Annotated in this window: 35 protein-coding genes; 6 read left to right on the top strand and 29 right to left on the bottom strand. The window is 34.5% G+C overall.

Annotated elements, in window-relative coordinates:
- Positions 1-2: 2 nt before the first annotated feature.
- The 24 genes from rplO to rpsL all read right to left on the bottom strand — a co-directional run bounded on the left by rplO (position 3) and on the right by rpsL (position 12,690).
- Positions 3-455, bottom strand: a complete 453-nt coding sequence (gene rplO / locus ASC72_RS20510; RefSeq protein WP_026982954.1) for a 50S ribosomal protein L15 — start codon at positions 453-455, stop codon at positions 3-5.
- A gap of 11 nt (positions 456-466) precedes the next feature.
- The gene (rpmD, locus tag ASC72_RS20505) at positions 467-649 is read right to left on the bottom strand and encodes a 50S ribosomal protein L30 (RefSeq protein WP_017495010.1); all 183 of its coding nucleotides are present in this window, start codon (positions 647-649) and stop codon (positions 467-469) included.
- A 12-nt stretch (positions 650-661) separates the two neighbouring features.
- Entirely contained in the window at positions 662-1,186 is a 525-nt protein-coding gene (rpsE, locus tag ASC72_RS20500) for a 30S ribosomal protein S5 (protein ID WP_085950271.1), read from the bottom strand.
- Positions 1,187-1,189: 3 nt separating this feature from the next.
- Positions 1,190-1,540, bottom strand: coding sequence for a 50S ribosomal protein L18 (rplR, locus tag ASC72_RS20495; protein ID WP_007803661.1), 351 nt, complete (start codon positions 1,538-1,540; stop codon positions 1,190-1,192).
- Between the two features lie 11 nt (positions 1,541-1,551).
- The gene (rplF, locus tag ASC72_RS20490; RefSeq protein WP_056195281.1) at positions 1,552-2,094 is read right to left on the bottom strand and encodes a 50S ribosomal protein L6; all 543 of its coding nucleotides are present in this window, start codon (positions 2,092-2,094) and stop codon (positions 1,552-1,554) included.
- Positions 2,095-2,112: 18 nt separating this feature from the next.
- Positions 2,113-2,511, bottom strand: coding sequence for a 30S ribosomal protein S8 (gene rpsH, locus ASC72_RS20485; RefSeq protein WP_017495014.1), 399 nt, complete (start codon positions 2,509-2,511; stop codon positions 2,113-2,115).
- A gap of 104 nt (positions 2,512-2,615) precedes the next feature.
- Positions 2,616-2,885, bottom strand: a complete 270-nt coding sequence (rpsN, locus tag ASC72_RS20480; protein ID WP_007803655.1) for a 30S ribosomal protein S14 — start codon at positions 2,883-2,885, stop codon at positions 2,616-2,618.
- Between the two features lie 3 nt (positions 2,886-2,888).
- Positions 2,889-3,440: a 50S ribosomal protein L5 gene (rplE, locus tag ASC72_RS20475; protein ID WP_007803652.1), complete on the bottom strand. Its 552-nt coding sequence runs from the start codon at positions 3,438-3,440 to the stop codon at positions 2,889-2,891.
- Between the two features lie 2 nt (positions 3,441-3,442).
- Positions 3,443-3,757 carry a 50S ribosomal protein L24 gene (gene rplX / locus ASC72_RS20470; RefSeq protein WP_007803650.1) on the bottom strand — a complete coding sequence of 105 codons (315 nt, stop codon included), beginning with the start codon at positions 3,755-3,757 and terminating at the stop codon, positions 3,443-3,445.
- An 11-nt stretch (positions 3,758-3,768) separates the two neighbouring features.
- On the bottom strand, positions 3,769-4,137 hold the full coding sequence (gene rplN / locus ASC72_RS20465; RefSeq protein WP_007803649.1) for a 50S ribosomal protein L14: 369 nt from the start codon (positions 4,135-4,137) through the stop codon (positions 3,769-3,771).
- A 2-nt stretch (positions 4,138-4,139) separates the two neighbouring features.
- Positions 4,140-4,400, bottom strand: a complete 261-nt coding sequence (gene rpsQ / locus ASC72_RS20460; RefSeq protein ID WP_007803646.1) for a 30S ribosomal protein S17 — start codon at positions 4,398-4,400, stop codon at positions 4,140-4,142.
- 17 nt (positions 4,401-4,417) lie between these two features.
- Positions 4,418-4,609 carry a 50S ribosomal protein L29 gene (gene rpmC, locus ASC72_RS20455; RefSeq protein ID WP_007803639.1) on the bottom strand — a complete coding sequence of 64 codons (192 nt, stop codon included), beginning with the start codon at positions 4,607-4,609 and terminating at the stop codon, positions 4,418-4,420.
- A gap of 13 nt (positions 4,610-4,622) precedes the next feature.
- Entirely contained in the window at positions 4,623-5,048 is a 426-nt protein-coding gene (gene rplP / locus ASC72_RS20450; protein ID WP_007803637.1) for a 50S ribosomal protein L16, read from the bottom strand.
- A 19-nt stretch (positions 5,049-5,067) separates the two neighbouring features.
- On the bottom strand, positions 5,068-5,829 hold the full coding sequence (gene rpsC / locus ASC72_RS20445; RefSeq protein WP_056195277.1) for a 30S ribosomal protein S3: 762 nt from the start codon (positions 5,827-5,829) through the stop codon (positions 5,068-5,070).
- Between the two features lie 5 nt (positions 5,830-5,834).
- On the bottom strand, positions 5,835-6,248 hold the full coding sequence (gene rplV, locus ASC72_RS20440) for a 50S ribosomal protein L22 (protein ID WP_007803631.1): 414 nt from the start codon (positions 6,246-6,248) through the stop codon (positions 5,835-5,837).
- A 6-nt stretch (positions 6,249-6,254) separates the two neighbouring features.
- Positions 6,255-6,533: a 30S ribosomal protein S19 gene (rpsS, locus tag ASC72_RS20435; RefSeq protein ID WP_012022488.1), complete on the bottom strand. Its 279-nt coding sequence runs from the start codon at positions 6,531-6,533 to the stop codon at positions 6,255-6,257.
- Between the two features lie 6 nt (positions 6,534-6,539).
- Positions 6,540-7,364 carry a 50S ribosomal protein L2 gene (gene rplB, locus ASC72_RS20430; RefSeq protein WP_007803623.1) on the bottom strand — a complete coding sequence of 275 codons (825 nt, stop codon included), beginning with the start codon at positions 7,362-7,364 and terminating at the stop codon, positions 6,540-6,542.
- Positions 7,365-7,373: 9 nt separating this feature from the next.
- Positions 7,374-7,664 (bottom strand): 50S ribosomal protein L23, encoded by a 291-nt coding sequence (rplW, locus tag ASC72_RS20425; RefSeq protein WP_007803621.1) that lies wholly within the window; start codon positions 7,662-7,664, stop codon positions 7,374-7,376.
- A gap of 7 nt (positions 7,665-7,671) precedes the next feature.
- Positions 7,672-8,301, bottom strand: coding sequence for a 50S ribosomal protein L4 (gene rplD, locus ASC72_RS20420; protein WP_026982957.1), 630 nt, complete (start codon positions 8,299-8,301; stop codon positions 7,672-7,674).
- Entirely contained in the window at positions 8,301-8,918 is a 618-nt protein-coding gene (rplC, locus tag ASC72_RS20415; RefSeq protein WP_007803612.1) for a 50S ribosomal protein L3, read from the bottom strand. Before rplC ends, rplD begins: the two co-directional genes overlap by 1 nt.
- 404 nt (positions 8,919-9,322) lie before the next feature.
- On the bottom strand, positions 9,323-9,628 hold the full coding sequence (gene rpsJ / locus ASC72_RS20410; protein WP_007803605.1) for a 30S ribosomal protein S10: 306 nt from the start codon (positions 9,626-9,628) through the stop codon (positions 9,323-9,325).
- 11 nt (positions 9,629-9,639) lie between these two features.
- Positions 9,640-11,796, bottom strand: a complete 2,157-nt coding sequence (gene fusA / locus ASC72_RS20405; RefSeq protein ID WP_056195273.1) for an elongation factor G — start codon at positions 11,794-11,796, stop codon at positions 9,640-9,642.
- Positions 11,797-11,806: 10 nt separating this feature from the next.
- Positions 11,807-12,283 (bottom strand): 30S ribosomal protein S7, encoded by a 477-nt coding sequence (gene rpsG / locus ASC72_RS20400; RefSeq protein ID WP_007803600.1) that lies wholly within the window; start codon positions 12,281-12,283, stop codon positions 11,807-11,809.
- Between the two features lie 23 nt (positions 12,284-12,306).
- A complete protein-coding gene (rpsL, locus tag ASC72_RS20395; RefSeq protein WP_007136570.1) occupies positions 12,307-12,690 on the bottom strand; it encodes a 30S ribosomal protein S12 in 384 nt (127 codons plus the stop codon).
- A gap of 532 nt (positions 12,691-13,222) precedes the next feature.
- Here rpsL and ASC72_RS20390 point away from each other — a divergent pair.
- The 5 genes from ASC72_RS20390 to ASC72_RS20370 all read left to right on the top strand — a co-directional run bounded on the left by ASC72_RS20390 (position 13,223) and on the right by ASC72_RS20370 (position 21,043).
- On the top strand, positions 13,223-14,575 hold the full coding sequence (locus ASC72_RS20390; RefSeq protein WP_241775767.1) for a hypothetical protein: 1,353 nt from the start codon (positions 13,223-13,225) through the stop codon (positions 14,573-14,575).
- Between the two features lie 85 nt (positions 14,576-14,660).
- Positions 14,661-17,906, top strand: a complete 3,246-nt coding sequence (locus tag ASC72_RS20385; RefSeq protein ID WP_056195267.1) for a SusC/RagA family TonB-linked outer membrane protein — start codon at positions 14,661-14,663, stop codon at positions 17,904-17,906.
- A 4-nt stretch (positions 17,907-17,910) separates the two neighbouring features.
- A complete protein-coding gene (locus tag ASC72_RS20380; RefSeq protein WP_056195264.1) occupies positions 17,911-19,371 on the top strand; it encodes a SusD/RagB family nutrient-binding outer membrane lipoprotein in 1,461 nt (486 codons plus the stop codon).
- 84 nt (positions 19,372-19,455) lie between these two features.
- Positions 19,456-20,190 carry a 23S rRNA (guanosine(2251)-2'-O)-methyltransferase RlmB gene (rlmB, locus tag ASC72_RS20375; protein ID WP_056195261.1) on the top strand — a complete coding sequence of 245 codons (735 nt, stop codon included), beginning with the start codon at positions 19,456-19,458 and terminating at the stop codon, positions 20,188-20,190.
- A 49-nt stretch (positions 20,191-20,239) separates the two neighbouring features.
- Positions 20,240-21,043: a DUF2490 domain-containing protein gene (locus ASC72_RS20370; protein ID WP_056195258.1), complete on the top strand. Its 804-nt coding sequence runs from the start codon at positions 20,240-20,242 to the stop codon at positions 21,041-21,043.
- A 4-nt stretch (positions 21,044-21,047) separates the two neighbouring features.
- Here the strand turns inward: ASC72_RS20370 and ASC72_RS20365 are convergent, their stop codons facing one another.
- Both ASC72_RS20365 and ASC72_RS20360 read right to left on the bottom strand, forming a co-directional pair.
- Positions 21,048-21,554 (bottom strand): hypothetical protein, encoded by a 507-nt coding sequence (locus tag ASC72_RS20365; protein ID WP_056195255.1) that lies wholly within the window; start codon positions 21,552-21,554, stop codon positions 21,048-21,050.
- Positions 21,555-21,625: 71 nt separating this feature from the next.
- Complete coding sequence (locus ASC72_RS20360; protein WP_056195252.1) at positions 21,626-22,390, bottom strand: rhomboid family intramembrane serine protease; 765 nt, start codon at positions 22,388-22,390, stop codon at positions 21,626-21,628.
- A gap of 155 nt (positions 22,391-22,545) precedes the next feature.
- On the opposite strand from ASC72_RS20360, the gene ASC72_RS20355 reads away from it, so the two are divergent.
- Positions 22,546-23,823, top strand: a complete 1,278-nt coding sequence (locus ASC72_RS20355; RefSeq protein WP_056195249.1) for a replication-associated recombination protein A — start codon at positions 22,546-22,548, stop codon at positions 23,821-23,823.
- A 17-nt stretch (positions 23,824-23,840) separates the two neighbouring features.
- Here the strand turns inward: ASC72_RS20355 and ASC72_RS20350 are convergent, their stop codons facing one another.
- Genes ASC72_RS20350 through radC form a run of 3 tightly spaced genes read right to left on the bottom strand, consistent with a single transcriptional unit; the run spans position 23,841 to position 26,005 of the window.
- The gene (locus tag ASC72_RS20350) at positions 23,841-24,623 is read right to left on the bottom strand and encodes a hypothetical protein (RefSeq protein WP_056195245.1); all 783 of its coding nucleotides are present in this window, start codon (positions 24,621-24,623) and stop codon (positions 23,841-23,843) included.
- 2 nt (positions 24,624-24,625) lie between these two features.
- Positions 24,626-25,312 carry a YjjG family noncanonical pyrimidine nucleotidase gene (locus tag ASC72_RS20345; protein ID WP_056195243.1) on the bottom strand — a complete coding sequence of 229 codons (687 nt, stop codon included), beginning with the start codon at positions 25,310-25,312 and terminating at the stop codon, positions 24,626-24,628.
- Between the two features lie 3 nt (positions 25,313-25,315).
- Positions 25,316-26,005 carry a DNA repair protein RadC gene (radC, locus tag ASC72_RS20340; RefSeq protein WP_056195240.1) on the bottom strand — a complete coding sequence of 230 codons (690 nt, stop codon included), beginning with the start codon at positions 26,003-26,005 and terminating at the stop codon, positions 25,316-25,318.
- Positions 26,006-26,009 lie beyond the last annotated feature (4 nt).

Raw genomic sequence — 26,009 nt, 5'->3', positions numbered from 1 at the left:
AGTTATATAGTTACAGCTTCTCCACCAGCAGCTTCAATAGCAGCTTTTGCAGTAGCAGTAAATTTGTGGGCAGTTACTTTTAATTTTGCTTTCAACTCTCCTCTACCTAAAATCTTAACGATTTCATTTTTGGTAGCTAGACGATTTGCTACGAAATCTGTCATAGAAACAGAATCAGTAATCACACCATTGTCTACTAATAATTGAAGCGTATCTAAATTAACACCTTCGTATTCTTTACGATTGATGTTTGTGAAACCAAACTTAGGCACACGTCTTTGAAGTGGCATTTGCCCTCCTTCAAAACCAATCTTTTTAGAATAACCAGAACGAGATTTTGCTCCTTTGTGACCTCTTGCAGCAGTGCCACCTTTTCCAGAACCTTCTCCTCTACCTAATCTTTTATTTTGATTGTGTGTTGACCCTTCAGCTGGTTGTAAGTTACTTAAATTCATAACAGTATTTGTTATTTAGCTTCTTCGACAGAAACTAAGTGTTTAACTTTGTTTATCATCCCAAGGATAGCAGGGTTTGAATCATGCTCTACAACTTGTCCCATTTTACGTAGACCCAAAGCTTCCAAACCTCTCTTTTGAGAAAGAGGACAGTTGATTTTGCTTCTTACTTGTTTTACTAATAATTTAGCCATAATTTCCTTGAATTAACCTTTAAAAACTTTTTCTAAAGAAACACCTCTTTGTTTTGCAACAGTGTAAGCGCTTCTCATTTGTAATAAAGCATCAAAAGTTGCTTTCACTACGTTATGAGGATTTGATGATCCTTGAGATTTAGATAATACATCGTGAATACCTACTGATTCAAGAACTGAACGAACAGCTCCACCAGCAATAACTCCCGTACCATGAGAAGCAGGAATTAAGAATACACGTGCACCACCAAATTTACCTTTTTGTTCGTGAGGAACAGATTGTCCGTTCAAAGGAATTTTTACTAAATTTTTCTTAGCATCTTCCACTGCTTTCGCAATTGCTTCAGAAACGTCTTTAGATTTTCCTAATCCGTGACCAACTACTCCGTTTTCATCACCTACAACTACAATAGCAGAAAAACCGAAAGCTCTACCCCCTTTTGTAACCTTAGTAACACGATTAACACTTACCAGACGATCTTTAAGTTCAAGACCACTTGGTTTTACCAATTCTACATTTTTGTATTTAGACATAATATATTAGAATTTAAGTCCAGCCGCTCTTGCGCCTTCTGCTAATGATTTAATACGACCGTGATATAAATAACCTCCTCTATCAAAAGTGATGGTATCAATCCCAGCTTTTAACGCTTTCTCTGCAACTAGTTTTCCAACAGCAGCAGCGATTTCAACGTTAGTACCTTTTCCTATTTCTTTTTCTCTTGAAGATGCAGCTAATATAGTAACTCCATTTACATCATCAATAAGTTGAGCGTAAATTTCTTTGTTACTTCTAAATACAGATAGTCTTGGATTAGTAGCAGTACCACTGATCGATTTTCTAATTCTGAATCTAATTCTCTGTCTTCTATCAGATTTTGTTAATGACATAATCTTATTTTTTAAGCTGATTTACCTGCTTTTCTTCTTAATACTTCACCCACAAATTTAACACCTTTTCCTTTGTATGGTTCTGGCTTACGGAAACCTCTGATTTTCGCAGCAACCTGACCTAAAAGTTGTTTATCAAATGATGTTAATTTTACTATAGGGTTTTTACCTTTTTCAGATATTGTTTCTAAAACTACTTCTGGAGCAACTTCTAAAACAATATTGTGAGAATATCCAAGAGCTAAATCTAACTTTTGACCTTGGTTTGAAGCTCTATAACCAACTCCAACTAATTCAAGTTCTTTTGTAAAACCTTCAGATACACCAATTATCATATTATTGATTAATGATCTGTATAATCCGTGTTTTGCTCTTTGGTCTTTATGATCAGACGATCTTTCTAATAGAACCTGATCGCCTTCAACTTTTACAGTAATGTCCGAAAACTCCTGGGTTAGTTGACCTTTTTTTCCTTTTACCGTAACGATACCGTCTTTAACTTCTACAGTTACTCCAGCAGCGATTACAATTGGGCTTTTACCTATTCTTGACATCTTATTTAGTCTTTAAAATTAGTATACGTAACAAATTACTTCACCACCTACATTTAATTGTTTCGCTTGCTTTCCAGTCATAAGACCTTTTGAAGTTGAAACAATTGCAATTCCTAATCCATTAAGGATTCTTGGTAATTTGGCAGCACCTGCATATTTACGTAAACCAGGTTTACTAATTCTTTGGATATCTTTAATTACAGGCTCTTTAGTATCTTTATCATACTTCAAAGCAATTTTGATTGAACCCTGAACAGAGTTGTCTTCAAATTTGTAACTCAAGATATAACCTTGATCAAATAAGATCTTAGTTATTTCTTTTTTTAGATTAGAAGCTGGAATTTCAACAACTTTGTGGTTTGCAGCCACAGCGTTACGAACTCTAGTCAAATAATCTGCAATAGGATCTGTATACATATGTATTTGATTGCGACTATGGTTTTCGGGAGGCACCCGCCTCCCGAACCTTTAATCAATTAAAATTATTTTTTGGTTTGCAAAAGTAGTAACTTATTGCGAGATTACCAAGATGCTTTTTTAACTCCAGGAATTAATCCATTATTAGCCATTTCACGGAAAGTTACACGTGAAATACCGAATTGACGGATATACCCTCTTGGTCTACCTGTTAATTTACAACGATTGTGCAAACGAACTGGTGAAGCATTTTTAGGTAATTTTTGTAAACCTTCAAAATCTCCAGCCTCTTTCAAAGCTTTTCTTTTCTCAGCATACTTTGCTACCGTTTTTTCTCTCTTAACCTCGCGGGCTTTCATTGATTCTTTAGCCATGTCTTAATTCTTTTTAAAAGGTAATCCTAATTCAGCCAATAATGACTTTGCTTCCTTGTCTGTTTTTGCAGTAGTAACAAATGTAATATCCATTCCTGAAATTTTGTTTACTTTGTCAATATCAATTTCAGGGAAAATGATTTGCTCCAAAACTCCAAGGTTGTAGTTACCTCTTCCGTCGAAACCAGTAGCTTTAATACCACTAAAATCTCTAACGCGTGGTAAAGCAGAAGTAACAAGTCTATCTAAAAACTCATACATTCTTTCTCCACGTAAAGTAACTTTTGCTCCAATAGGCATCCCTTTTCTCAATTTAAAAGACGCAACGTCTTTCTTTGAAATTGTAGATACTGCTTTTTGTCCAGTGATCTTTGTTAACTCATCAACTGCATAGTCAATTAGTTTTTTATCAGATACAGCTGCACCAACTCCACGGCTCAAAACGATTTTTTCAAGTTTTGGAACTTGCATCACGTTTGTATATCCGAATTCCTCTTTAAGAGCAGAGATTACTCTACTCTTATATTCTTCTTTTAGTCTAGGTGTATATGCCATTACTATAGTACTTGATTAGATTTTTTTGAAAATCTTACTTTCTTATCTCCTTCTACTCTAATACCAACTCTAGTTGTTTCCTTAGTTTTAGGATCAATTAGTGAAATGTTAGATATTTGTATAGAAGCTTCTTTCTTAACGATACCACCTTGAGGGTTTTTAGCACTTGGTTTTGTATGTTTCGAAACCATGTTTACACCTTCAACTATCGCTTTATTTTTCTCACGGTAAACACGTAAAACTTTACCTTCAGCACCTTTATGGTCTCCAGCAATAACTCTTACGATATCTCCTGATTTTATTTTTAGCTTTATCATCTTAAAACGAATTAAAGCACTTCTGGTGCTAATGATACAATTTTCATGAATTGTTTTTCACGAAGTTCTCTTGCTACCGGCCCAAAAACACGAGTTCCTCTCATTTCCCCTGCAGCGTTCAAAAGAACACATGCATTATCATCGAAACGGATATAAGAACCATCAGCTCTTCTCACTTCTTTTTTGGTACGTACAACAACTGCAGTTGAAACAGCTCCTTTTTTAACGTTACCGTTAGGAGTTGCATCTTTAATAGATACTACAATCTTGTCACCAACAGAGGCATACCTTCTTTTGGTACCTCCTAAAACACGGATAGTTAAAACTTCTTTTGCTCCCGTGTTATCTGCTACTTTTAGTCTTGATTCCTGTTGTACCATAATTATTTAGCTCTTTCTAAGATTTCAACTAATCTCCAACATTTTGTTTTACTTAAAGGACGCGTTTCGCTAATTCTTACAGTATCTCCAATGTTACAGTCGTTTGTTTCGTCGTGCGCAACGTATTTCTTTGTTTTCAACACGAACTTACCGTATAATGGGTGTTTCACTTTTCTTACTTCAGCAATAACAATAGATTTATCCATTTTATTTGAAGTAACAACACCTATTCTTTCTTTTCTTAAATTTCTTTTTTCTTCCATCTTTCAGCAGAATACAATTATTGTAACTCTCTTTTAGTTAGCTCTGTAGCCAATCTTGCAACTGTTCTTCTTACACTTCTAATTTGAAGTGGATTCTCAATTGGAGAAATAGCGTGGGCCATTTTTAGGTCAGCATATATCTTCTTAGTTTGACTAAGTTTTTCTTGCAACTCCGCTGCAGAAAGATCTTTTATTTCTGATTGTTTCATAATATAATATAAATTATGCTTCGAAATCTCTAGCAACGACGAACTTAGTTTTTACTGGAAGCTTTTGAGCTGCAAGACGTAAAGCCTCTTTTGCAACTGATAAAGGAACTCCTCCAACTTCAAACATAATTCTTCCGGGTTTAACAACGGCAGCCCAATATTCAACGGCACCTTTACCTTTACCCATACGTACCTCAAGAGGTTTCTTAGTAATTGGTTTGTCTGGAAATATTTTGATCCATAATTGTCCTTCTCTCTTCATGAAACGAGTTGCAGCGATACGCGCAGCTTCGATTTGACGAGAGGTTAAGAACATTCCATCTTCATGTACAGATTTAATACCAAACATTCCATTAGAAAGTTCATGCCCTCTTTGAGAGTTACCTTTCATTTTACCTTTTTGTACCTTACGGTATTTTGTTCTTTTAGGCTGTAACATTTTTCTTTAGTTTAAAAATTTACTTTCTTTTACGAGCGTCTGGTTTTCCACCTTTATTAAAAGGTTTTCTGTCTCCTCTCGGAGCATCTCCACCTTTACCACCACCAGTTCCAGATTGTTTTTTATCCATTCCTGCAAGTGGAGAAAGATCTCTCTTTCCATAAACTTCACCTTTCATGATCCATACTTTGATACCCATTCTACCGTAAGTAGTGTGAGCTTCAGCCAAAGCATAATCAATGTCAGCTCTGAAAGTTGATAGAGGAATTCTACCTTCTTTGAAACCTTCTGAACGCGCCATCTCAGCACCATTCAAACGACCAGAAATCAAAACTTTGATACCTTCAGCGTTCATACGCATAGAAGCAGCAATAGCCATTTTGATTGCACGTCTGTAAGAAATACGGCTTTCGATTTGACGAGCGATGCTTGTCGCCACAAGATAAGCATCTAATTCAGGTCTTTTGATTTCAAAGATGTTGATTTGAACCTCTTTGTCAGTAACTTTCTTAAGTTCTTCTTTCAACTTGTCTACCTCTTGTCCGCCTTTTCCGATAATAATACCAGGTCTTGCAGTAGTGATAGTAACGGTTACAAGTTTCAAAGTTCTCTCGATGATTACTTTTGATACACTAGCTTTTGATAAACGAGCGTGGATATACTTTCTGATTTTGTGATCTTCGGCAAGTTTATCACCGTAATCATTTCCACCATACCAGTTTGAGTCCCACCCTCTGATGATACCAAGTCTATTTCCAATTGGATTTGTCTTTTGTCCCATGCTGCTTAAGAATTGCTTTGTGTGTTATTGATAGCTCCAAGCACGATTGTTACGTGGTTAGAACGTTTTCTTATTCTGTGTGCACGACCTTGTGGAGCTGGACGAAGTCTTTTCAACATCATTCCACCATCTACTCTGATCTCTTTAACAAATAATCCAGCTTCTTCTAAATTACCTTCACTATTTTTTTGCTCCCAGTTGTTGATTGCAGATAATAATAGTTTCTCTAATTTTCTTGAAGCCTCTTTAGAACTGAATCTTAAGATGTTAAGTGCTCTTTCTACCTTCTGACCTCTTACCAAGTCCGCTACTAAGCGCATTTTTCTAGGTGAAGTAGGGCAGTTATTCAATTTTGCGAAAGCAATAGACTTATTAGCCTCTTTTCTCGCATCTGCTGTTTCTCTTTTACGAACTCCCATTGCTTCTTATTTTTTACCTTTATTTTTTGCTCCAGCATGACCTCTAAAAGATCTAGTTGGTGAAAACTCTCCTAATTTGTGACCTACCATGTTTTCTGTTACGTAAACTGGTACAAATTGACGACCGTTATGAACTGCGATAGTTTGTCCAACGAAATCTGGAGTAATCATAGAAGCTCTAGACCAAGTCTTTACTACACTATTTTTACCACTTTCTACGTTTTCCTGAACTTTCTTGTCTAACTTATAATGAACGAAAGGTCCTTTTTTTAATGAACGTGCCATATCTTATTATTTCTTTCTACGTTCTACGATATACTTGTTACTCGGGTTTTTCTTAGAACGAGTTCTATAACCTTTTGCTGGTATTCCATTTCTTGAACGTGGATGTCCACCAGAAGAACGTCCTTCTCCACCACCCATTGGGTGATCAACAGGGTTCATTGCAACAGGTCTTGTTCTAGGTCTTCTTCCTAACCATCTTGTTCTACCAGCTTTTCCTGATACAACTAATTGGTGGTCTGAATTAGAAACAGCTCCAATAGTAGCCGAACAAGTTAACAAGATCAATCTTGTTTCACCAGATGGCATTTTAATTGTAGCATATTTTCCATCTCTTGCCATTAACTGAGCAAATGTACCAGCCGAACGAGCGATTACCGCTCCCTGACCTGGACGTAACTCAATACAAGAGATTACAGTTCCTAAAGGAATTCTGCTTAAAGGCAATGTATTACCAATTTCTGGTTGAGATTCCGGACCAGAAACTAATTTCTGACCAACTTTCAATCCGTTTTGAGCAATTACATAAGTTTTCTCTCCATCAGCGTAAGCTAATAAAGCGATAAATGCAGTACGATTTGGATCGTATTCGATTGATTTCACTGTAGCCGGAATTCCGTCTTTAGTTCTTTTGAAATCAATAATACGATATCTCTGCTTGTGACCACCACCCGTATAACGCATGGTCATCTTTCCTTGACTATTTCTACCTCCAGAGTTTTTTATCGGCGCTATCAAAGAGCGTTCCGGCTTATCAGTTGTAATGGCGTCATAACCATTCACAACTCTAAATCGCTGACCTGGGGTAATAGGTTTTAATTTTCTTACTGACATTTTTCTATCTTAGATATTGTTGTAAAAATCAATTGTTTCTCCTTCTTGTACTTGAACAATCGCTTTTTTAATTGCATTTGTCTTTCCACTGATCAAACCACTTTTAGTGTATTTTGTAGTTCTATCCGGTCTTACGTTCATCGTGTTAACTGAAACAATAGTTACTCCATAAGCAGCTTCAATAGCTTTCTTAATTTGAACTTTGTTTGCTTTTTTGTCAACAACGAATCCGAAGCGGTTTAAAACTTCACTTTCTTTGGTTACTTTTTCTGTTACTATAGGTCTAATTATGATACTCATATTCCTATTATTTGCTTAAATTTTCTTCGATTAACTCCAAAGAACCTTCTAAAAGCACTAAATTATTAGTGTTTAAAATAGCGTAAGTGCTTAATTCTGAGCTGGTTACGACATTAGAAGCCTTTAAATTGCGTGACGACAAATATACATTTTTATTTGACTCTCCCAACACAAATAGAGATTTTTTATTTTCTAACCCTAAAGCTTTCAAAACGTTAATGAAATTTTTAGTGTTTGGCGCTTCAAAATTAAAGTCTTCAAGAACGATGATATTCGCCTCTTTTGCTTTGATTGAGAATGCTGATTTTCTAGCCAATCTTTTCAAGCTTTTATTCAATTTGAATGAATAACTTCTTGGTCTTGGCCCAAAAACTGTTCCACCACCTTTAAACAATGGATTCTTAATACTTCCCGCACGAGCCGTACCAGTTCCTTTTTGTTTTTTAATCTTACGTGTACTTCCTGTCACTTCAGCTCTTTCTTTAGCTTTGTGAGTACCTTGTCTTTGATTAGCAAGATATTGCTTAACATCAAGGTATACAGCGTGATTGTTTGGTTCAATTGCGAATACTGAATCAGAAAGTTGAACTTTTCTTCCAGTATCTTTTCCGTTGAAATCTAATACTTTTACTTCCATTACTTCTGAATGATTACATAAGAGTTTTTATGTCCAGGAACACATCCTTTAATAACAAGCAGGTTCTTTTCAGCAACTACTTTTAAAACTCTAAGGTTTTGAACTTTTACATTGTCTCCTCCCATTCTTCCAGCCATACGCATTCCTTTGAATACTCTAGATGGATATGAAGAAGCTCCCACAGAACCTGGCGCTCTTAAACGGTTGTGTTGACCGTGAGTTGCTTGCCCAACACCACCAAATCCGTGACGTTTAACAACTCCTTGAAAACCTTTACCTTTAGAAACACCTTGTACATCTACAAATTCTCCTTCAGCAAAAATAGAAACATCAATAAGATCTCCTAATTTTTGTTCAGTTGCAAAATCTTGAAATTCAACGACTTTTTTCTTAGCAACAGTTCCAGCTTTTTTAAAGTGACCTAAAGCCGCTTTAGTGGAATGTTTCTCGTTTTTGTCATCGAAACCAAGTTGCAACGCTTCGTACCCGTCAACACCTTTGGTTCTGACTTGGGTAACAACACACGGCCCAGCCTCGATTACTGTACAAGGAATGTTTTTCCCGTTTTCGTCGAAAATACTAGTCATGCCGATTTTTTTACCAATTAACCCAGACATAAATATTAATTATTAATTACTAAAATTCCCTTCAATTTGAAAATAACAGAAATTTCCAAACAGGGAGTGCAAAAGTAGATATTAAAATTGAATATACCAAACAGTTACAAAAATTAAATCGCTCATTATCAAAATTCAAGCTCAAAAGCTTTCTTCAATAATATTTTATTTATTAAAGAAATTGAGCCCACGCATTATAATCCACGAAAATATTTTTCTTAACAATTACATAATTTAATCTTTAAGAATCATTGGCAACAGCCTAAACAAAAGACCTTTCCCTAAAAATAAAAATAATTTACTCCTAAAAAAAACAGTTAAAAACAATAAAAAAAAGAATTTCTCATAACAAAAAAAAGCGAGACATGACTGCCTCGCTTTCTATATAAAATATAATAAAAAAATTATACTTTTATCTCTACTTCAACTCCACTTGGCAATTCAAGTTTCATTAATGCATCAATAGTTTTAGATGAAGATGAATAAATATCAATCAATCTCTTGTATGACATTACTTCAAATTGCTCTCTCGCTTTTTTGTTAACGTGCGGAGAACGCAACACAGTGAAAAGTTTTTTGTGAGTTGGCAACGGAATTGGACCTGTTACAACTGCTCCAGTAGTTTTTACTGTTTTTACAATCTTCTCAGCAGATTTATCTACCAACATGTGATCGTAAGATTTTAGTTTTATTCTGATTTTTTGACTCATTTTCTTAAGAATTAAGCGTTACCTTTTGCTTTTTTAATTACAGCTTCTGAAATATTAGAAGGTGTTTCTGCATAATGTGAAAACTCCATTGTTGAAGTAGCTCTACCAGAAGATAATGTTCTTAATGTTGTCACATATCCAAACATTTCTGATAAAGGCACATCAGCTTTAATAGTTTTAGCACCATTTCTATCACCCATGTCATTAACCTGACCTCTACGACGGTTGATATCACCTACGATATCTCCCATGTTCTCTTCAGGAGTAATAACTTCCATTTTCATGATAGGCTCAAGAATAATAGCTCCAGCAGCCTTAGCTACTTCTCTATAACCCATTCTAGCTGCTAATTCAAAAGAAAGCGCATCAGAATCGACAGGGTGGAAAGATCCGTCTGTCAAAGTTACTTTCAAACTATCCACTTGATAACCAGCCAAAGGACCAGTCTTCATAGCTTCACGGAAACCTTTTTCTACAGATGGAATATATTCCTTAGGAACGTTACCACCTTTTACTGCATTAATAAATTGCAATCCTACAGGAACTTTACCATCAACTTCATCAGCTGGCTCAAGTGTAAATACGATATCACCGAATTTACCACGACCTCCTGATTGTTTCTTATAAGTCTCTCTATGAGTTGCAGTTCTTGTAAACGCTTCTTTATATTCAACTTGAGGCTCACCTTGGTTCACTTCAACTTTAAACTCACGTTTCATACGATCTACCAGAATATCTAAGTGAAGCTCACCCATACCTGAAATAATTGTTTGCCCTGAAGCCTCATCTGTTCTAACAGTAAATGTTGGATCTTCTTCAGCTAATTTAGCCAAAGCCATACCCATCTTATCAACGTCAGCTTTAGTTTTAGGCTCAATTGCAATACCAATTACCGGCGCAGGGAATTTCATAGACTCAAGAATAATTGGATGTTTTTCATCACACAATGTATCTCCAGTTTTGATATCTTTAAATCCAACAGCAGCTCCAATATCTCCAGCCTCAATATATTCGATTGGATTTTGTTTGTTTGCGTGCATTTGGTAAATACGAGAAATTCTTTCTTTATTTCCTGAACGAGTGTTCAAAACATAAGAACCAGCATCTAAACGACCAGAATAAGCACGGAAGAAAGCTAAACGACCTACGAATGGATCAGTAGCAATTTTAAATGCCAAAGCAGCGAACGGCTCTTTTACATCTGGCTTACGCAAGATTTTAGTTTGATCTTCTTCTAACAATTCAGCATCGTCAGGATGAATTCCTTCGATACCTTCCTTATCCATTGGAGAAGGTAAATATTTACAAACTGCATCCAACATAAATTGAACACCTTTGTTCTTAAAAGAAGAACCAGCAATCATAGGAATGATAGCCATATCCATAGTCGCCGCTCTTAAAGCGTTGTTGATCTCTTCCTCTGTTATAGAGTTTTCATCTTCCATGAATTTCTCTAAAAGATTTTCATCATAATCAGCAACTGCCTCAATAAGAATAGATCTGTATTCTTTAACTTCAGCTAACATATCCTCAGGGATCGGCACAATATCAAAAGTCGCCCCTTGAGTAGCATCATGCCAAATGATAGCTTGGTTTTTTACTAAATCTACAACACCTTTGAAATCATTTTCTTCACCAATTGGCAAAGTGATTGCAACAGCATTTGATTTTAACATATCACGAACTTGTTGACAAACTGCCAAAAAGTTAGATCCTTGACGGTCCATTTTATTAACGAATCCCATACGAGGAACTCTATATTGATCAGCAAGTCTCCAGTTAGTTTCCGATTGAGGCTCAACACCATCAACAGCACTAAACAAGAAAACCAAACCATCAAGTACACGTAAAGAACGGTTTACCTCTACAGTAAAGTCAACGTGTCCAGGAGTATCAATAATATTAAAGTGATATGGTAATGATTCAGGTAAAATTTTACCTTGTTCAGTTGGAAAATTCCATTCACAAGTTGTAGCAGCCGAAGTAATTGTAATACCTCTTTCTTGCTCTTGCGCCATCCAGTCCATTGTTGCAGCACCATCGTGCACCTCACCAATTTTATGTGACTTTCCAGTATAAAAAAGGATACGCTCAGTTGTTGTTGTTTTACCAGCATCAATGTGAGCAGCAATTCCGATATTTCTTGTATATTTTAAATCTCTAGCCATTTCTTACGAATTAAAATCTAAAGTGAGAGAAAGCTTTATTAGCTTCTGCCATCTTGTGAGTATCCATTCTTTTCTTAACCGCAGCACCTTCTTCTTTAGCAGCAGCTAAACATTCTGACGCTAAACGTTGTGCCATAGATTTTTCATTTCTTCTTCTAGAATAAAGTATTAACCACTTCATTGCCATAGAAATTTTTCTGTCTGGTCTAATTTGCATTGGAATTTGAAATGTAGCTCCACCTACTCTACGACTACGCACTTCTACGTGAGGCATAACGTTAGTTAAAGCATCTTTCCAAATTTCTAATGAAGATTTTTCTGAATCCTGCTTTTTAGACTCAATGATGTCAATTGCATCATAAAATACTTTGAAAGCTGTAGATTTCTTACCGTCCCACATTAAGTTGTTCACAAAACGCGTTACCAATTGGTCGTTAAACCTCGGATCTGGTAAAAGTGGTCTTTTCTTTGCCGCTCTTTTTCTCATGTCTTTTTCTTAAAAGTTTTAAATTACTTTTTTGCTTCTTTTGGGCGTTTAGCACCGTACTTAGATCTTCTTTGCGTTCTTCCTGCAACCCCTGACGTGTCAAGCGCTCCACGAACGATATGATATCTAACACCTGGTAAATCTTTTACCCTTCCGCCTCTAACTAATACTATCGAGTGCTCTTGTAAATTGTGTCCTTCTCCAGGGATGTAAGCATTCACCTCATTACCATTTGTCAAACGTACACGCGCAACTTTACGCATTGCAGAGTTTGGTTTTTTTGGTGTAGTAGTGTAAACACGCGTACAAACCCCTCTTCTTTGAGGACAAGAATCTAAAGCAACCGATTTACTCTTCTTAGTTATCTGAGTTCTTCCTGTTCTTACTAATTGTTGAATTGTTGGCATAATTAATACTAAAAATTTATTATGTATATTAAATTCCCGCTTTTTACGGGGTTGCAAATGTATAAAATATTTTTCACTATACAAACGTTAATCCATTAATTTTCAATAACATTATTTAAGACTATGTTTTTACAAACAAACAATTGATATTTGCAATACTTTTTAATAAATGAAACAATTGCATTTGAAACAGTTATTATACATATTTTTTCTAACCTCATATCTTGGTTGCTATGCCCAAAATTTTTATTTAAAAATAAAGGGGACAAATAACAACGAAGATCAAATCATTGATTCATTAAATTACTCGCCAAACCATCCAAATTTAAAATCTTTATATGACGAGATAAATAACACTTCCGACAAGCTTTCAAAAAAAGGATATTTAGACAACAAAATTCTAGAAACAAACAAGGTAAACGACAGTTCATACCTCTGTATTATATCCTTAAAAACAAGAATAAAAAAGATACATATATATATAGGTAGAAATAATCTTTTTTTTGATTCATCTGAAACAAATAACGACACCTTGATTTTACCTTATGAAGAAACCGAAATCTATCTAAATCAAAAAATAATAGAAGCAGAAAAGCAAGGTTTCGCCTTAAGCAAAATAAAACTTGAAAATATACGAAGAGAGAATTTGACAATTTTTGCAAGCCTTAATTTTAAATCCGAAAAAAAACGTCAGGTAAATTCGATTATTCTGAATTACACAAATAACAAAGACAAGACTCAATTCCCAAAAGGGCATCTAAAACAACTTAATAAAAAATATCTACAAAAAACTTTCAATCAGGAAATCACCAAACAACTTTACAACGAGATCAATAGTTATGAATTTGTAAGTCAAACAAAATATCCGGAAATATTATTCACAAACGATTCGACTAAAATCTACATCTACCTCGAAAAAAGAGAAGCAAATACTTTTGATGGATATATAGGCTTTTCAAACGACAAAGAAAAAAAAGCAAACTTAAACGGATATCTGGATATATTACTATCAAACACTCTTCATGCCGGCGAACAATTTTCATTATACTGGAAAAGCGACGGTAATCAACAAAAAACTTTCAATACTAAACTAGAAATTCCATATATCTTTAAATCTTCATTAGGTTTGAAAGCCCAATTAAACATCTTCAAACAAGACAGCACTTTTCAAAACACAAAAACTGCAATCGATCTGGGTTACTATATCAATTACAATTCAAAAATTTATGTTGGGTATCAGGCAACAGAATCCAGTGATATTCAAAACACAAACAACTCAACAATTAGTGACTTCAAAAATTCCTATATCACATCAAGTTATGAATTTAAAAAAACAGATCATTTAAACGATCTTATCCCTAAAAAAGCAAATCTAAACTGGATAATTGGATACGGAAAAAGAAACACCAACAACGACCCTGCAACAGCAGGAACCAGTCAACAATTTTACACCAACTTAAATGTGTCTTATAATTTTGAGTTAAACGATAAGAATTTCATTAACATAAATTCACAAAATTTTTATCTTAACAGTAAAAATTACATTTCTAATGAATTATTTCGCTTTGGAGGAATCAATTCGATTAGAGGCTTCCTGGAAAACAGTTTACAATCAAATTTCACTTCATTAATTCTTACAGAATACCGATATAAATTTTCAAAAACAATTTATGTTAACACCATCACAGATTATGGACTTTACCAAGACTTAACAAGCACGAACAATCCAAAGAAAATAAAAAAATTAATAGGATTAGGAATTGGCACCGTAATTCAGACACCTAATGGATTACTTAAAATAAATCTTACAAATGGAGGCGTAAATGCTCAAGAAATACAATTATATAACACTATCATAAACATATGTTATAATGTTAAATTTTAGCAGTAACTGAAAAAAGTTTAAATTAATATTAGGATAGTTAACAAATTATTAAGAGTTTTGCGATACTAATTCAAAATATTTAAAAATGAAACTAAAGTTCAATGGATTCTTAGTACTTTTATTAGTACTAGTAGCGCAACTTACTTTTGCGCAAGAAAGAGCTGTTTCGGGAACTGTTTCTGATAATGCAGGCATGCCTTTACCAGGTGTTAGTGTATTAGTAAAGGGAACAAAATCTGGAACACAAACTGATTTTGATGGTAAATTTTCCATCAAAGCATCAACAAGCCAAGTTTTGGTATTTAGCTACATTGGGATGAAAACCCAGGAAATAGCAGCAAGTTCATCAGTTGTTAACGTTAAGTTAACTGGTGACGCACAAGAGCTAGAAGGAGTAGTGGTTACTGCTTTAGGTGTTACGAGAGAAAAGAAGTCTTTAGGCTATTCATCTCAAAAACTAGAAGCTGCAGCAATCAATACAGCACCAACAACAAACTTCCTAAATAACCTATCTGGAAAAGTTGCTGGTCTTGAAGTTAGAAACAATTCAAACTTTGGAGGATCTACAAACATTGTATTAAGAGGAACAAAAAGTATCACAGGAAACAATCAGGCTTTAATAGTTGTTGATGGTGTACCTTTAAACAATGCTAATCTAAACACCTCGGACACTCAATCTGGAAGAGATGGATATGACTTTGGTAACTCAGCATCAGATATCGATCCTAACAATGTTGAGTCAGTAAACGTTCTTAAAGGTGCTGCCGCAACTGCTTTATACGGTAGTTCTGCTGCAAACGGAGCCATCATGATTACTACTAAAAAAGGCAAGAAAAATGAAGGCTTAGGCATTTCTTTCAGTTCAACTGCTTCAGTTGGAACAATTGATAAATCTACTTTTGTTCGTTATCAAAAACAATACGGAGGTGGAGGTTATGACGGTCATGATAACTTTATTTATACAGATGTTGACGGTGACGGAGTTGAAGACAGAGTAGTACCAACAGGATATGATATTTCTTATGGTAACGCTTTTGACGGACTACCAGCTTACAACTGGAATGCTTTTGCTCCCGGAAACCCTAATTTTGGAAAAGCAACACCGTGGGTTGCAGCGGCAAATGACCCTACAACTTTCTTTGAAAAAGCATTCAATAGCGTTAATAACTTAAACTTAAACGGAGGTGATGCAACAAGTACTTTCAATTTAAGTATAACGAATAATACCGACAAAGGTGTTTTACCAAACAGCAGTCTTAAAAGAAACATAGTTAGTGGTAACTTTTCTAAAGAATTTGGTGATAAATTGACAGCAAGAGCTTTCTTTACATTTACTGATCAAAATACTATTGGTAGAAATAGTTTAGGCTATGGAGATAACTTCGTTGGAGGATTTAGACAATGGTGGCAAACTAACGTGGACATAAAAGAACTAAGACAAGAATATTTCAGAAACCGTCAAAATATTACTTGGAATATGAATGATCCATTATCAGGAAAACTGGATCCAGCATATTGGAACAACCCATACTGGGATAGATATGAGAACTATGAAAGCGATGTTAGACGTAGAATCTTAACTGGAGCTAATTTAAGTTATGATGTAACTGATAATTTCAACTTATTGGGTAGAGTAACAATTGACAACTCTAATGACAGACAAGAACTTAGAAAACAAGTAGGAAGTCATGCAGAAGAATTTGGAGTAAGCCAAATTAGTGAATCGTCAGGATATGCTTTGTACACTAGAGCATTTCTTCAACAAACTTATGATTTTATAGCTACATATGATTTTCAATTAAGCCCAACTATCAGTGGTAAAGTACTGGGTGGAGCAACACTTATTAAATCAAGAGTTGATTCATTTGACGGCTCAACGACAGGTGGTCTTCTTAAGCCAGGACTTTATACATTAGCAAACTCAGCTACATTTGTTGCACCGGTAGAGACTGAAATAAATTCTGAAAAATCTGGACTGTATGCACAAGCATCATTTGACTACAATAAAACTTTATATTTAGAAGGATCATATCGTAGAGATCAATCCACAAGTTTGTATGTTGACAACAACTCTTATGGTTACTATTCGATTGGATCAAGTTTTGTTTTTTCTGAAGTATTAAAAGCAGACTGGTTATCTTTAGGAAAAGTAAGACTTAACTATGCACAGGTTGGAAACGATCCTGCTGCAGGCACATTAGGAGCTAGAATCAACAATGGCTCAGTTAATGGAAACCCATTATTTCAAAACAGTGCCACATTTGTTACTTTTAAAGACTTAAAGCCAGAAACACAAAAAAGCTGGGAAGCAGGTTTAGAAGCGTCTATTTTAAACAACAGGTTAACTTTAGATTTATCTGTTTACAAAACCAATACAGAGGATCAAATTTTCAACGTACCTCAATCACCTGCAACAGGTTATAGCTTCTCGCAGATTAACGCTGGTGAACTTGAAAACAAGGGTATTGAAGTAGTTTTGTCAGGATCTCCAATTAAAACTAAAGATTTCCAATGGCAAGTTGCTGTAAACTGGTCAAAAAACAAAAATACGGTTGTTTCCTTAAACGAAGGAAGAACAAATCTTCAATTGGCTAGCTGGAACCAAAACGTTACACTTAATGCAACTGTTGGTGAACAATATGGAGCTATCAGAGGTCAGGGAATAGCACGTGATCCTAACGGAAATAAAATTGTAGATGCAGATGGGAACTATGAAATTGTAGACAATCAAATAATTGGTAATATCCAGGCAGATTGGATAGGTGGTATATCTAATAAATTTACATATAAAAATCTTTCTTTCAATTTCCTTATTGATGTTAAAGAAGGAGGAAGCGTTTTCTCACTTGACCAAGCTTACGGGCAAGATACTGGAGTAGGTGTTCAGACTGCATACATAAATGACTTGGGTAACCCAGTTAGAAATACTTTAGCTAACGGAGGTGGATACATTAATCCAGGAGTTACATTAGATGGAAACGGTAATTACGTTCCAAATACAACTCGCGTAGATGCATCTGACTCTAGTGAAGCAAGCGGAGTAGGTTTTGGAGTTTCTGGAAACCCAAACAGTAATTACGTTTATGATGCCTCTTATGTTAAACTTAGAGAAGTTGGTTTAACTTATTCTCTTCCTTCAAAGTTTCTTGACAAAAGCTTTATTAAAGATATGTCATTCAGTTTAATCGGTAATAACGTTTGGATTATTCACAAAAACTTACCAGATGCAGATCCTGAAGCTGGAACCTCTGCAGGTAACATACAAGGATTTCAATCTGGAGTTATGCCTACAGTTAAAGTATATTCTTTTAACGTAAAAGTAAAATTCTAAAAAAATGAAAAAAATAATATGTTCAATAGCAATCTTGTCGTTATTAATGACAAGTTGTGTAAGCGATGATGTGAACTTCAACGATAATAAAGATGCTGCTTATGATGTTCCTGCAGCTACTTTGTTTGCAAATTCTCAGAAAGCTTTAACAGACCAATTGACTAGCCCAAGTGTGAATGAAGGTGCAATCTTTAGATACTTTCCTCAATACCTGGCTGCAACACAATACACTGCTGAATCCAGATATAGAATTAGCTCGAGAGCAATCGCTGATCGTCAGTGGAGAATTTTGTACGCTACTGTTCTTGGTGGTTTAGAATCTGCAAAACAGATTATTCCTACTGAAGCCATTCCAACAGGATACTCTCCTGCAGCTTTTGCAAGTGAGCAAAAAAACAAACTTGCTATTATAGAAATATTTCAAGTTTATACTTATCAAATTCTAGTTGACTCATTTGGAAATATTCCTTACACAGATGCGCTTCAACCAACCACAATCGTTTTGCCTAAATATGATGATGCAGCGACGATCTATTCAAAATTGATCACACGTTTAGATGCAGCAATAGCAAATTTAGACACTAGCAACAAATCTTTTAGCTCAGGTGATATTCTTTACAAGGGTGATGTTGCAAAATGGAAACTTTTTGCAAATTCATTAAAAGTAAAAATTGGAGTTAATCTTATTGACACAAATCCTACACTAGCAAAAACTACGATTGAAAGTGGTTACAACGGAGGAGTAATAACAACAAATGCTGATAACGCATCGTTTAATTATGCTGCATTTGCTCCAAATTACAATCCAATCTACGAAAATTTAGTAGCATCTAATAGAAATGATTTTGTTCCTGCAGCAACAATAGTTAATGCAATGAACACTTTAAGTGATCCTAGGAGAACTAAATACTTTACGCCTTTAGATAATGGAACTTATGCAGGAGGAAAATATGGGTATACAAATATATATACAAATTTCTCTCACGTGAACCCTATCTTAACGGCACCTGATTTTCCTTCTCTATTAATGGAAGCATCTGAAGTGAATTTTTATTTAGCAGAAGCTGCGTCACAGGGGATTTCAGTTGGACATACTGCTGATTACTACTACAATCAGGCAATTACCGCTTCTTTTGAAAATTGGGGAATTAAAGATCAGGCAGCTGCGTATTTATTAAATCCAGCTGTTATTTTTACTCCTGCAACTGCCAAACAACAAATTGCTAATCAAGAATGGATTGCATTTTACAACAGAGGATTTGAGGCATGGACTGCATATCGAAGATTAGATTTTCCTGTTTTAGTTGCTCCTGCAAATGCATATCCTGAAGCCGAAAGTCAAGTTCCAAAAAGGCTAACTTATTCAATTAACGAACAAACAGTTAATGGTGACAATTGGGAAGCAGCATCTGCTCTTATTGGTGGAGACAAATTGAAAACTCATATTTTCTGGGATAAATTCTAATTTATACTAGAAAAATAAATACTAAAGTCGCTCTGTTCACTCAGAGCGGCTTTTTTTTATAAACATTATACCTATATTTGCCCTATGGAAAAAGAACATCAAATATTTGGAATTAGAGCCATTATTGAAGCAATACAGGCAGGAAAAGAAGTCGACAAAGTATTTATACAAAAAGAGATTTCTGGTGAATTAATGAAAGATTTAATGAAGGTGATGAAACGCGCCAACATAAACTTTTCATATGTACCTGTTGAAAAATTAAATCGCCTAACACCAAATAATCACCAAGGTGCAGTTGCAACAATCTCCCCTATTGGTTTTATCGATTTAGAACATTTGGTTGAATCAACTATTGCCTCCGGGGCAAAGCCATTGTTTTTAATATTAGATCAAATTTCTGATGCCCGAAACTTTGGTGCTATTATCAGAACTGCAGAATGTACCGGAGTAAACGGAATTATTGTCCAAAAAGCAGGTTCAGCTCCTGTAAATGGTGATACCGTAAAAACTTCTGCCGGAGCTGTATTTAATGTTCCAATATGTAAAGTTGAACATATTAAAGATGCTATATTTTATCTACAAGGTTCTGGAATAAAAACCGTTGCTGCTACTGAAAAAACAGATCAAAATATTTACGACATAGCTTTAAACGAGCCTGTTGCAATTATCATGGGATCTGAAGACAGAGGTATCAATCCTTCAGTTCTTAAGATTGTAGATGAAAAAGCAAAACTACCAATGTTTGGAACAATAGGATCCTTAAATGTTTCTGTTGCTTGTGGAGCCTTCTTATATGAAACTGTTCGTCAAAGAAGTTAATTATCTTTGAGAATTAAGATGACAAAATAAATATTCTAATTATGAATTGATGTCTTCCAAATCTGCTCAAAACATATCATCTAAAAACAAATGTTTTGCAATTGCGATGTTTTTTATCGTAGGCATTAGTTATACACAAACTAAATCCTATGGACAGTTTTGGAATGAGACACAATTTAACAGAGCCATAAATGATAAATGGTCAGCTGAATTAGACCTTGCCAGCCGTTATAGTAGCACGGAATCCTCTTCTAATATCTTTCATAAAAACATTCAAAGATCATTTAGAGGATGGGGACATTATTATCTCTCACCTCGTTGGAAGCTTTCTTCATTTGTAGCTTATTTCAACAACAAGGATGTGCCCGAAATTGGACAATTTGAATCTCCAGAATGGAGATTTGCCTTACAGGGTATTTACTATTTTCATAAAACTGGTTATACATTAAGCACCAGAATGAGAATGGAACTTCGTCATATGAAAAATGCAGATGATGATTATGAAAATGTTCTTCGATATCGTCAACAAATCAAATATATAAAACCAATCAATAGTAAAGTTTTACAATCTGGAGTTATTTATGGTATAGCATCGGATGAATTATATTTTAAATCAGGAACAAAAGTAACTGGACAAAGTTTTTTTGATCGTAATAGATTAAACCTGGGTGGTGGTTATTTATTTACGGATGATATTCAGGTGGAATTGACCTATGCAAATGAATTTCTTCCCAGACATAGCGGAAATCAAATTGTAAATGCAGCTTCACTAACACTCACATTCAACAACCTTTTTAAGAACCTGAGTAAAAAACTTCTTCATAAAAATGAAGAAGTAATTAACGAAGATTAGTTTTTTACTTCTCTTCTTCCTTTTTCAAAAAACAATTTAACTGCTCTTTTATAGCCTCTTTATGCAATTTGAATTTATAATCGCGAACAAATTCTGTTCCTTTCATATTAATTTCAGCAAGTACGGCTTCAAACTTCGAAAAAGCTTCAACATCTTTATCATCCATTAAATACAATACTTGCATAATCGAATCGTTACGCATATACTGCGTATCATAATGCGATAATTTACATGATTTCTGATCAGCTAAATGAATAATTAAATCATCATTAATTTTCTTACCTTCTTTTTTAGAAGGAAACGGTATAGGTTGCAAAGCGATGAAATAATGTTCTTTATCTGTTACTATATTAATTTTTAGCGATTTTGATTTTGTTGTGTAAAAAACAGCGGGATCAAAATAATATACCATTGTTCCATCGGCTAGTAATTTGTTCTTTACGTCGCATTGAGCCAATATTTTGGAACTAATTACTAATAAAATGACAACCAAAAAACTTATCTTTTTCATAGCAAATTAAGATAAAACTAGAATGTGTATAACAAAAATAGTCTTTTTAAGTTACACCTAAATACCCTTAACTACCTTTTATCATCTGATTCTGATCTGGTTACAGAGTAATTAACTAATTTATCAGAACTAAAATAAAGTGAAATAAATTCTACCTCCTCTTCTCGTTTCTCAACAGGAACAAAATTTCCGTTTTCGTCAAAATGTTTCATAAAAGCATCTTCTTCCGGATTAAAATCTGGTTTTTGCCAGTCATAAACTATTGCTTTTTTATATTCCGGAGTTTTATATAACAATGTCAATACAAAGCCAGTGATAAAACCTGCCAGATGACCTTCCCATGAAATTGTGGCATCTACATCAGGAAAAACATACCAAATCATTCCGCCATAAAGTAATATTACCGATAACGAAAGAGCTACTAATCGGTAATAACCTGTTTGAATTCCTTTAAAGAAAATAAAACTGACCAAAACATAAATCAAACCACTTGCCCCAATATGATAATTTGACCTGCCAATTACCCAGGTTATTAAACCCGAAAAAAGGATTCCATATAAAATAACCGCAACAGACTGCTTGGGATAGAAATATTGTAATGCAGCGAGCAAGACCAAAAGAGGAATAGAATTGTTATACAAATGCCCTAAGTTTTCATGAATAAAAGAACTAAACAATACACCTTGTAAACCAGAAAAATCGCGAGGATAAATTCCGTTTTGATAAAAATCAAAATCAAATTTAATTTGAAACCAATATACTATCCATAAAAAAAGGACAAAAAATACCGGAAGACCAATAACAGCATTTGAAAATTTAAAATGATTGTCGTTCATGTTTTTTAGAATCTATAACTGAAGGAACATCAAAAAACTATCCAAATACAATTTACTGATAATTTGTCAGTTACTTTATTTAATATGAAGATGTTTTTATGAGTAATTAACTTTTAAAAATTTATAATTAAAATTGAAAATAGTAATTTTACAAAATGGAAGCACCGTTAGCCGAGCGTATTCGCCCACAGAAATTAGAAGATTATATTAGTCAAAGCCATTTGGTTGGACCGAACGGATCTCTGACGCAACAAATTTCGAAAGGAATTATTCCATCTCTGATTTTCTGGGGACCTCCGGGAACTGGGAAAACCACTTTGGCACAAATTATTGCACAGGAATCTAAACGTCCATTTTATATTTTAAGCGCGATAAATTCAGGTGTAAAAGATATTCGTGATGTAATTGATAAAGCCAAACAAAGTGGCGGATTATTCACTGCCAAAAATCCAATTTTATTTATTGATGAGATTCATCGATTCAGCAAATCACAACAAGATTCACTTTTGGCAGCAGTAGAAAAAGGCTGGATTACCTTAATAGGGGCTACAACTGAAAATCCGAGTTTTGAAGTTATTCCCGCATTATTGTCTCGTTGCCAGGTTTATGTATTAAACGCTTTTACAAAGGCAGACTTAGAAGCATTATTGCATCGTGCGATGAAAACTGATAATGAATTAGCATCAAAAAATATTATTTTAAAGGAAACCGAAGCTTTATTACGACTTTCAGGTGGAGACGGCCGAAAGCTTCTAAACATATTCGAATTAGTTGTCAATGCTTCAGCAGATGATGAAATCATTATTACCAATGATCGTGTTTTTGAATTGGTTCAACAAAATACGGTTCTATATGACAAAAGTGGCGAACAACATTATGATATTGTTTCTGCCTTTATAAAATCTATTCGTGGAAGCGACCCAAATGGCGCAGTTTATTGGTTAGCCCGAATGATTGAAGGCGGCGAAGATGTAAAATTTGTTGCAAGAAGAATGCTTATTTTATCAAGTGAAGATATTGGAAATGCGAACCCAACTGCCTTTATTATGGCCAATAACACTTTTCAGGCTGTCACCACTATCGGTTATCCTGAAAGCCGCATTATTTTGAGCCAATGTGCTATTTATCTTGCTACTTCTCCAAAAAGTAATGCATCGTATATGGCCATCGGAAATGCGCAACAACTAGTTAAGCAAACTGGAGATTTACCTGTACCCATTCATTTACGAAATGCGCCAACCAAACTTATGAAAGAATTGGGTTATGGTGATGATTATAAGTATTCGCACGATTATGCCAACAATTTTGCAGAACAGGAATTTTTGCCAGATGCCATAAAAAAAACGGTTCTTTATAATCCGGGAAACAATTCTAGAGAGAACAGTAACCGCGAATTTTTAAAGAACCGTTGGAAAGATAAATATGGTTATTAAAAACCTTATTTTATGTTTTAGAATTTAACTACAACTTTTTCAGATACTAATTTATCATTTTGATAATATTCAAAAAACCATTGATTGTCTTTTGCATTCAATGTACCCTGTACTCCATCTTTTATAGCTATAAATGAATCTGGACGAGATGTTTTTAGCAATTTCATTACCACTTTTGGTGTTTTGTCAATCAATTGATATCCATTTTCTGTTGGCTGAGCATATAACAAATTTGGATCAGAAACATCTGCAACCGGAGTCGCAACAGTTGTTGCAGGTGTTACGACTGCTGCTGTTGTTGCAGGAGTCATAACTGCTACTGCTGCCGGGTTCATAGCTCCGGTTCCAACTCTATTACCAGTTGGTAAAACAGTTTTACCGCTGTATTTATAATGTAAAGCCGTTACAGATATAAATGCCATATTAAGGCTTTCTCTGTATGCAGCTTCATAATCTTTTTCTTTGCTTTTTCCGACTTCAGAAGTATAAACTACTTTTCCATAACAATCTTTAAACTCTATAAAAAGCTTCGTTACTAAAAAGCCATTATCTTTTTTTACATCAATGTACAAAAGCTGACAACGATCACTAAATTCAGCAGGGATCTCTTCATTTGCATAGAAAGCCTGAAAACCCGCCTTGGTTAAATTAGATTTAGTAATAGTAGCCAATCTATATTGATTTTCAGTTTTTATAAAATCGTATTTCAAAGGCACAATAACAGCTTTATAATCATTAATAGATTGTGCAAATCCTATAACCGAGCAAAAAAGTGTAACTAATAATAATTTAATTTTCATCTCTACAAATATTTTTTAAGTTCTAATAAATGGTTTATTTGTTTAATATTATCCGGAGCTTCAATTTTCTTTTCATTAAAAAAAATAGCATCCAAACCTGCATTCAAAGCACCGTTAACATCAGCTTCAAGACAGTCTCCAATCATGATACTGTTTTCTTTTGAAGCTTTAGCCGAATTAACAGCATAATCAAAGATAATACTATTTGGCTTTTTTACGCCCGCTAATTCTGAATTTGTTATTGTATTGAAATAACTGGAAAGTAAAGCATTATTAATCTTTTTTTCCTGAACATTCGCAAAACCGTTGGTAATAATATGGAGTTTATACTTTGGTTTTAGATATTCTAATACTTCAATTGCGCCATCAAAAAGATGATTGTTATCCGTTAAATATTCAATATAATCATTGGCAATTTCATCGATATTTTCATCTGAGATCTCAACATTTAAAGCATCAAAAGAAAACTTTAATCTGTTATAGCGAAGTTCAATATGTGTTATCTGATCATTTTGATATAGCTTCCAGCAGGCTTGATTTATGGGAGCATATTTCTCAATAAAATCCTGAATTCTAATTTCGGGGAATTTATTTTTAAAAATGCGATCAAAAGCCATTTCAGAATTTTTATCAAAATCCCAAAGCGTATGATCTAAATCGAAAAAAACGTCTGTAATGGTGGTATTCATAATCTAAAAAATTCCTTCATCTACAAAACTATAATATTTTGTTTCAGTAATAATCAAATGATCCAAAACTTTAACATCTAAACTATCACCTGCGAGTTTGATTTTTTTAGCGATTTTTCGATCAGCATCGCTTGGCTGCAAATTTCCAGAGGGATGATTATGACACAAAATCAACCCAGTAGCTCCATTTTCAAGAGCCAATTTAAAAACCAGCCGAACATCGACAATAGTTCCCGAAATACCGCCTTTACTCAATTGTGATTTAGAAATTACTTTATTGGAATTATTCAGAAAAAGTACCCAAAATTCTTCATGTGGGAGCTCACCAATAATAGGCTGCATAATTTCAAAGACTCTTTTACTTGATGTAATTTTAATCAATTCGACAGCATCTTCAGCTCTTCGGCGTCTGCCAAGTTCTAAAGCCGAAATAATAGTAATTGCTTTGGCCTCTCCTATTCCTTTAAAATTCATTAATTGAGAAATCGACATTTTGCCTAAAACATTCAAATTATCTGCGCTGGCCAAAATTCTTTTGCTTAAATCTACGGCAGATTCGTTTCGGCTTCCTGAGCCAATCAAGATCGCAATCAATTCTGCATCGCTTAAAGCACTTTTACCTTTCAGCATTAACTTTTCGCGAGGACGATCGTCTTCAGACCAGTTCGTAATGGGGAAATGAGTAGTTTCCATAATG

This window comes from Flavobacterium sp. Root420, from assembly GCF_001427905.1.
In the GTDB taxonomy this organism is placed as follows: Bacteria; Bacteroidota; Bacteroidia; order Flavobacteriales; family Flavobacteriaceae; genus Flavobacterium.
Note: the sequence above shows the minus strand (reverse complement) of the source record. Positions and strands in the feature narration are given on the sequence as shown.

Excerpts from the sequence above, each read along its gene's own strand:
- rplO (WP_026982954.1), bottom strand. The coding sequence starts at position 455 with ATGAATTTAAGTAACTTACAACCAGCTGAAGGGTCAACACACAATCAA.
- rpmD (WP_017495010.1), bottom strand. The coding sequence starts at position 649 with ATGGCTAAATTATTAGTAAAACAAGTAAGAAGCAAAATCAACTGTCCT.
- rplR (WP_007803661.1), bottom strand. The coding sequence starts at position 1,540 with ATGTCATTAACAAAATCTGATAGAAGACAGAGAATTAGATTCAGAATT.
- rplF (WP_056195281.1), bottom strand. The coding sequence starts at position 2,094 with ATGTCAAGAATAGGTAAAAGCCCAATTGTAATCGCTGCTGGAGTAACT.
- rpsH (WP_017495014.1), bottom strand. The coding sequence starts at position 2,511 with ATGTATACAGATCCTATTGCAGATTATTTGACTAGAGTTCGTAACGCT.
- rpsN (WP_007803655.1), bottom strand. The coding sequence starts at position 2,885 with ATGGCTAAAGAATCAATGAAAGCCCGCGAGGTTAAGAGAGAAAAAACG.
- rplE (WP_007803652.1), bottom strand. The coding sequence starts at position 3,440 with ATGGCATATACACCTAGACTAAAAGAAGAATATAAGAGTAGAGTAATC.
- rplX (WP_007803650.1), bottom strand. The coding sequence starts at position 3,757 with ATGATAAAGCTAAAAATAAAATCAGGAGATATCGTAAGAGTTATTGCT.
- rplN (WP_007803649.1), bottom strand. The coding sequence starts at position 4,137 with ATGGTACAACAGGAATCAAGACTAAAAGTAGCAGATAACACGGGAGCA.
- rpsQ (WP_007803646.1), bottom strand. The coding sequence starts at position 4,400 with ATGGAAGAAAAAAGAAATTTAAGAAAAGAAAGAATAGGTGTTGTTACT.
- rpmC (WP_007803639.1), bottom strand. The coding sequence starts at position 4,609 with ATGAAACAATCAGAAATAAAAGATCTTTCTGCAGCGGAGTTGCAAGAA.
- rplP (WP_007803637.1), bottom strand. The coding sequence starts at position 5,048 with ATGTTACAGCCTAAAAGAACAAAATACCGTAAGGTACAAAAAGGTAAA.
- rpsC (WP_056195277.1), bottom strand. The coding sequence starts at position 5,829 with ATGGGACAAAAGACAAATCCAATTGGAAATAGACTTGGTATCATCAGA.
- rplV (WP_007803631.1), bottom strand. The coding sequence starts at position 6,248 with ATGGGAGTTCGTAAAAGAGAAACAGCAGATGCGAGAAAAGAGGCTAAT.
- rpsS (WP_012022488.1), bottom strand. The coding sequence starts at position 6,533 with ATGGCACGTTCATTAAAAAAAGGACCTTTCGTTCATTATAAGTTAGAC.
- rplB (WP_007803623.1), bottom strand. The coding sequence starts at position 7,364 with ATGTCAGTAAGAAAATTAAAACCTATTACCCCAGGTCAGCGATTTAGA.
- rplW (WP_007803621.1), bottom strand. The coding sequence starts at position 7,664 with ATGAGTATCATAATTAGACCTATAGTAACAGAAAAAGTAACCAAAGAA.
- rplD (WP_026982957.1), bottom strand. The coding sequence starts at position 8,301 with ATGGAAGTAAAAGTATTAGATTTCAACGGAAAAGATACTGGAAGAAAA.
- rplC (WP_007803612.1), bottom strand. The coding sequence starts at position 8,918 with ATGTCTGGGTTAATTGGTAAAAAAATCGGCATGACTAGTATTTTCGAC.
- rpsJ (WP_007803605.1), bottom strand. The coding sequence starts at position 9,628 with ATGAGTCAAAAAATCAGAATAAAACTAAAATCTTACGATCACATGTTG.
- fusA (WP_056195273.1), bottom strand. The coding sequence starts at position 11,796 with ATGGCTAGAGATTTAAAATATACAAGAAATATCGGAATTGCTGCTCAC.
- rpsG (WP_007803600.1), bottom strand. The coding sequence starts at position 12,283 with ATGAGAAAAAGAGCGGCAAAGAAAAGACCACTTTTACCAGATCCGAGG.
- rpsL (WP_007136570.1), bottom strand. The coding sequence starts at position 12,690 with ATGCCAACAATTCAACAATTAGTAAGAACAGGAAGAACTCAGATAACT.
- ASC72_RS20385 (WP_056195267.1), top strand. The coding sequence starts at position 14,661 with ATGAAACTAAAGTTCAATGGATTCTTAGTACTTTTATTAGTACTAGTA.
- ASC72_RS20380 (WP_056195264.1), top strand. The coding sequence starts at position 17,911 with ATGAAAAAAATAATATGTTCAATAGCAATCTTGTCGTTATTAATGACA.
- rlmB (WP_056195261.1), top strand. The coding sequence starts at position 19,456 with ATGGAAAAAGAACATCAAATATTTGGAATTAGAGCCATTATTGAAGCA.
- ASC72_RS20370 (WP_056195258.1), top strand. The coding sequence starts at position 20,240 with ATGTCTTCCAAATCTGCTCAAAACATATCATCTAAAAACAAATGTTTT.
- ASC72_RS20365 (WP_056195255.1), bottom strand. The coding sequence starts at position 21,554 with ATGAAAAAGATAAGTTTTTTGGTTGTCATTTTATTAGTAATTAGTTCC.
- ASC72_RS20360 (WP_056195252.1), bottom strand. The coding sequence starts at position 22,390 with ATGAACGACAATCATTTTAAATTTTCAAATGCTGTTATTGGTCTTCCG.
- ASC72_RS20355 (WP_056195249.1), top strand. The coding sequence starts at position 22,546 with ATGGAAGCACCGTTAGCCGAGCGTATTCGCCCACAGAAATTAGAAGAT.
- ASC72_RS20350 (WP_056195245.1), bottom strand. The coding sequence starts at position 24,623 with ATGAAAATTAAATTATTATTAGTTACACTTTTTTGCTCGGTTATAGGA.
- ASC72_RS20345 (WP_056195243.1), bottom strand. The coding sequence starts at position 25,312 with ATGAATACCACCATTACAGACGTTTTTTTCGATTTAGATCATACGCTT.
- radC (WP_056195240.1), bottom strand. The coding sequence starts at position 26,005 with ATGGAAACTACTCATTTCCCCATTACGAACTGGTCTGAAGACGATCGT.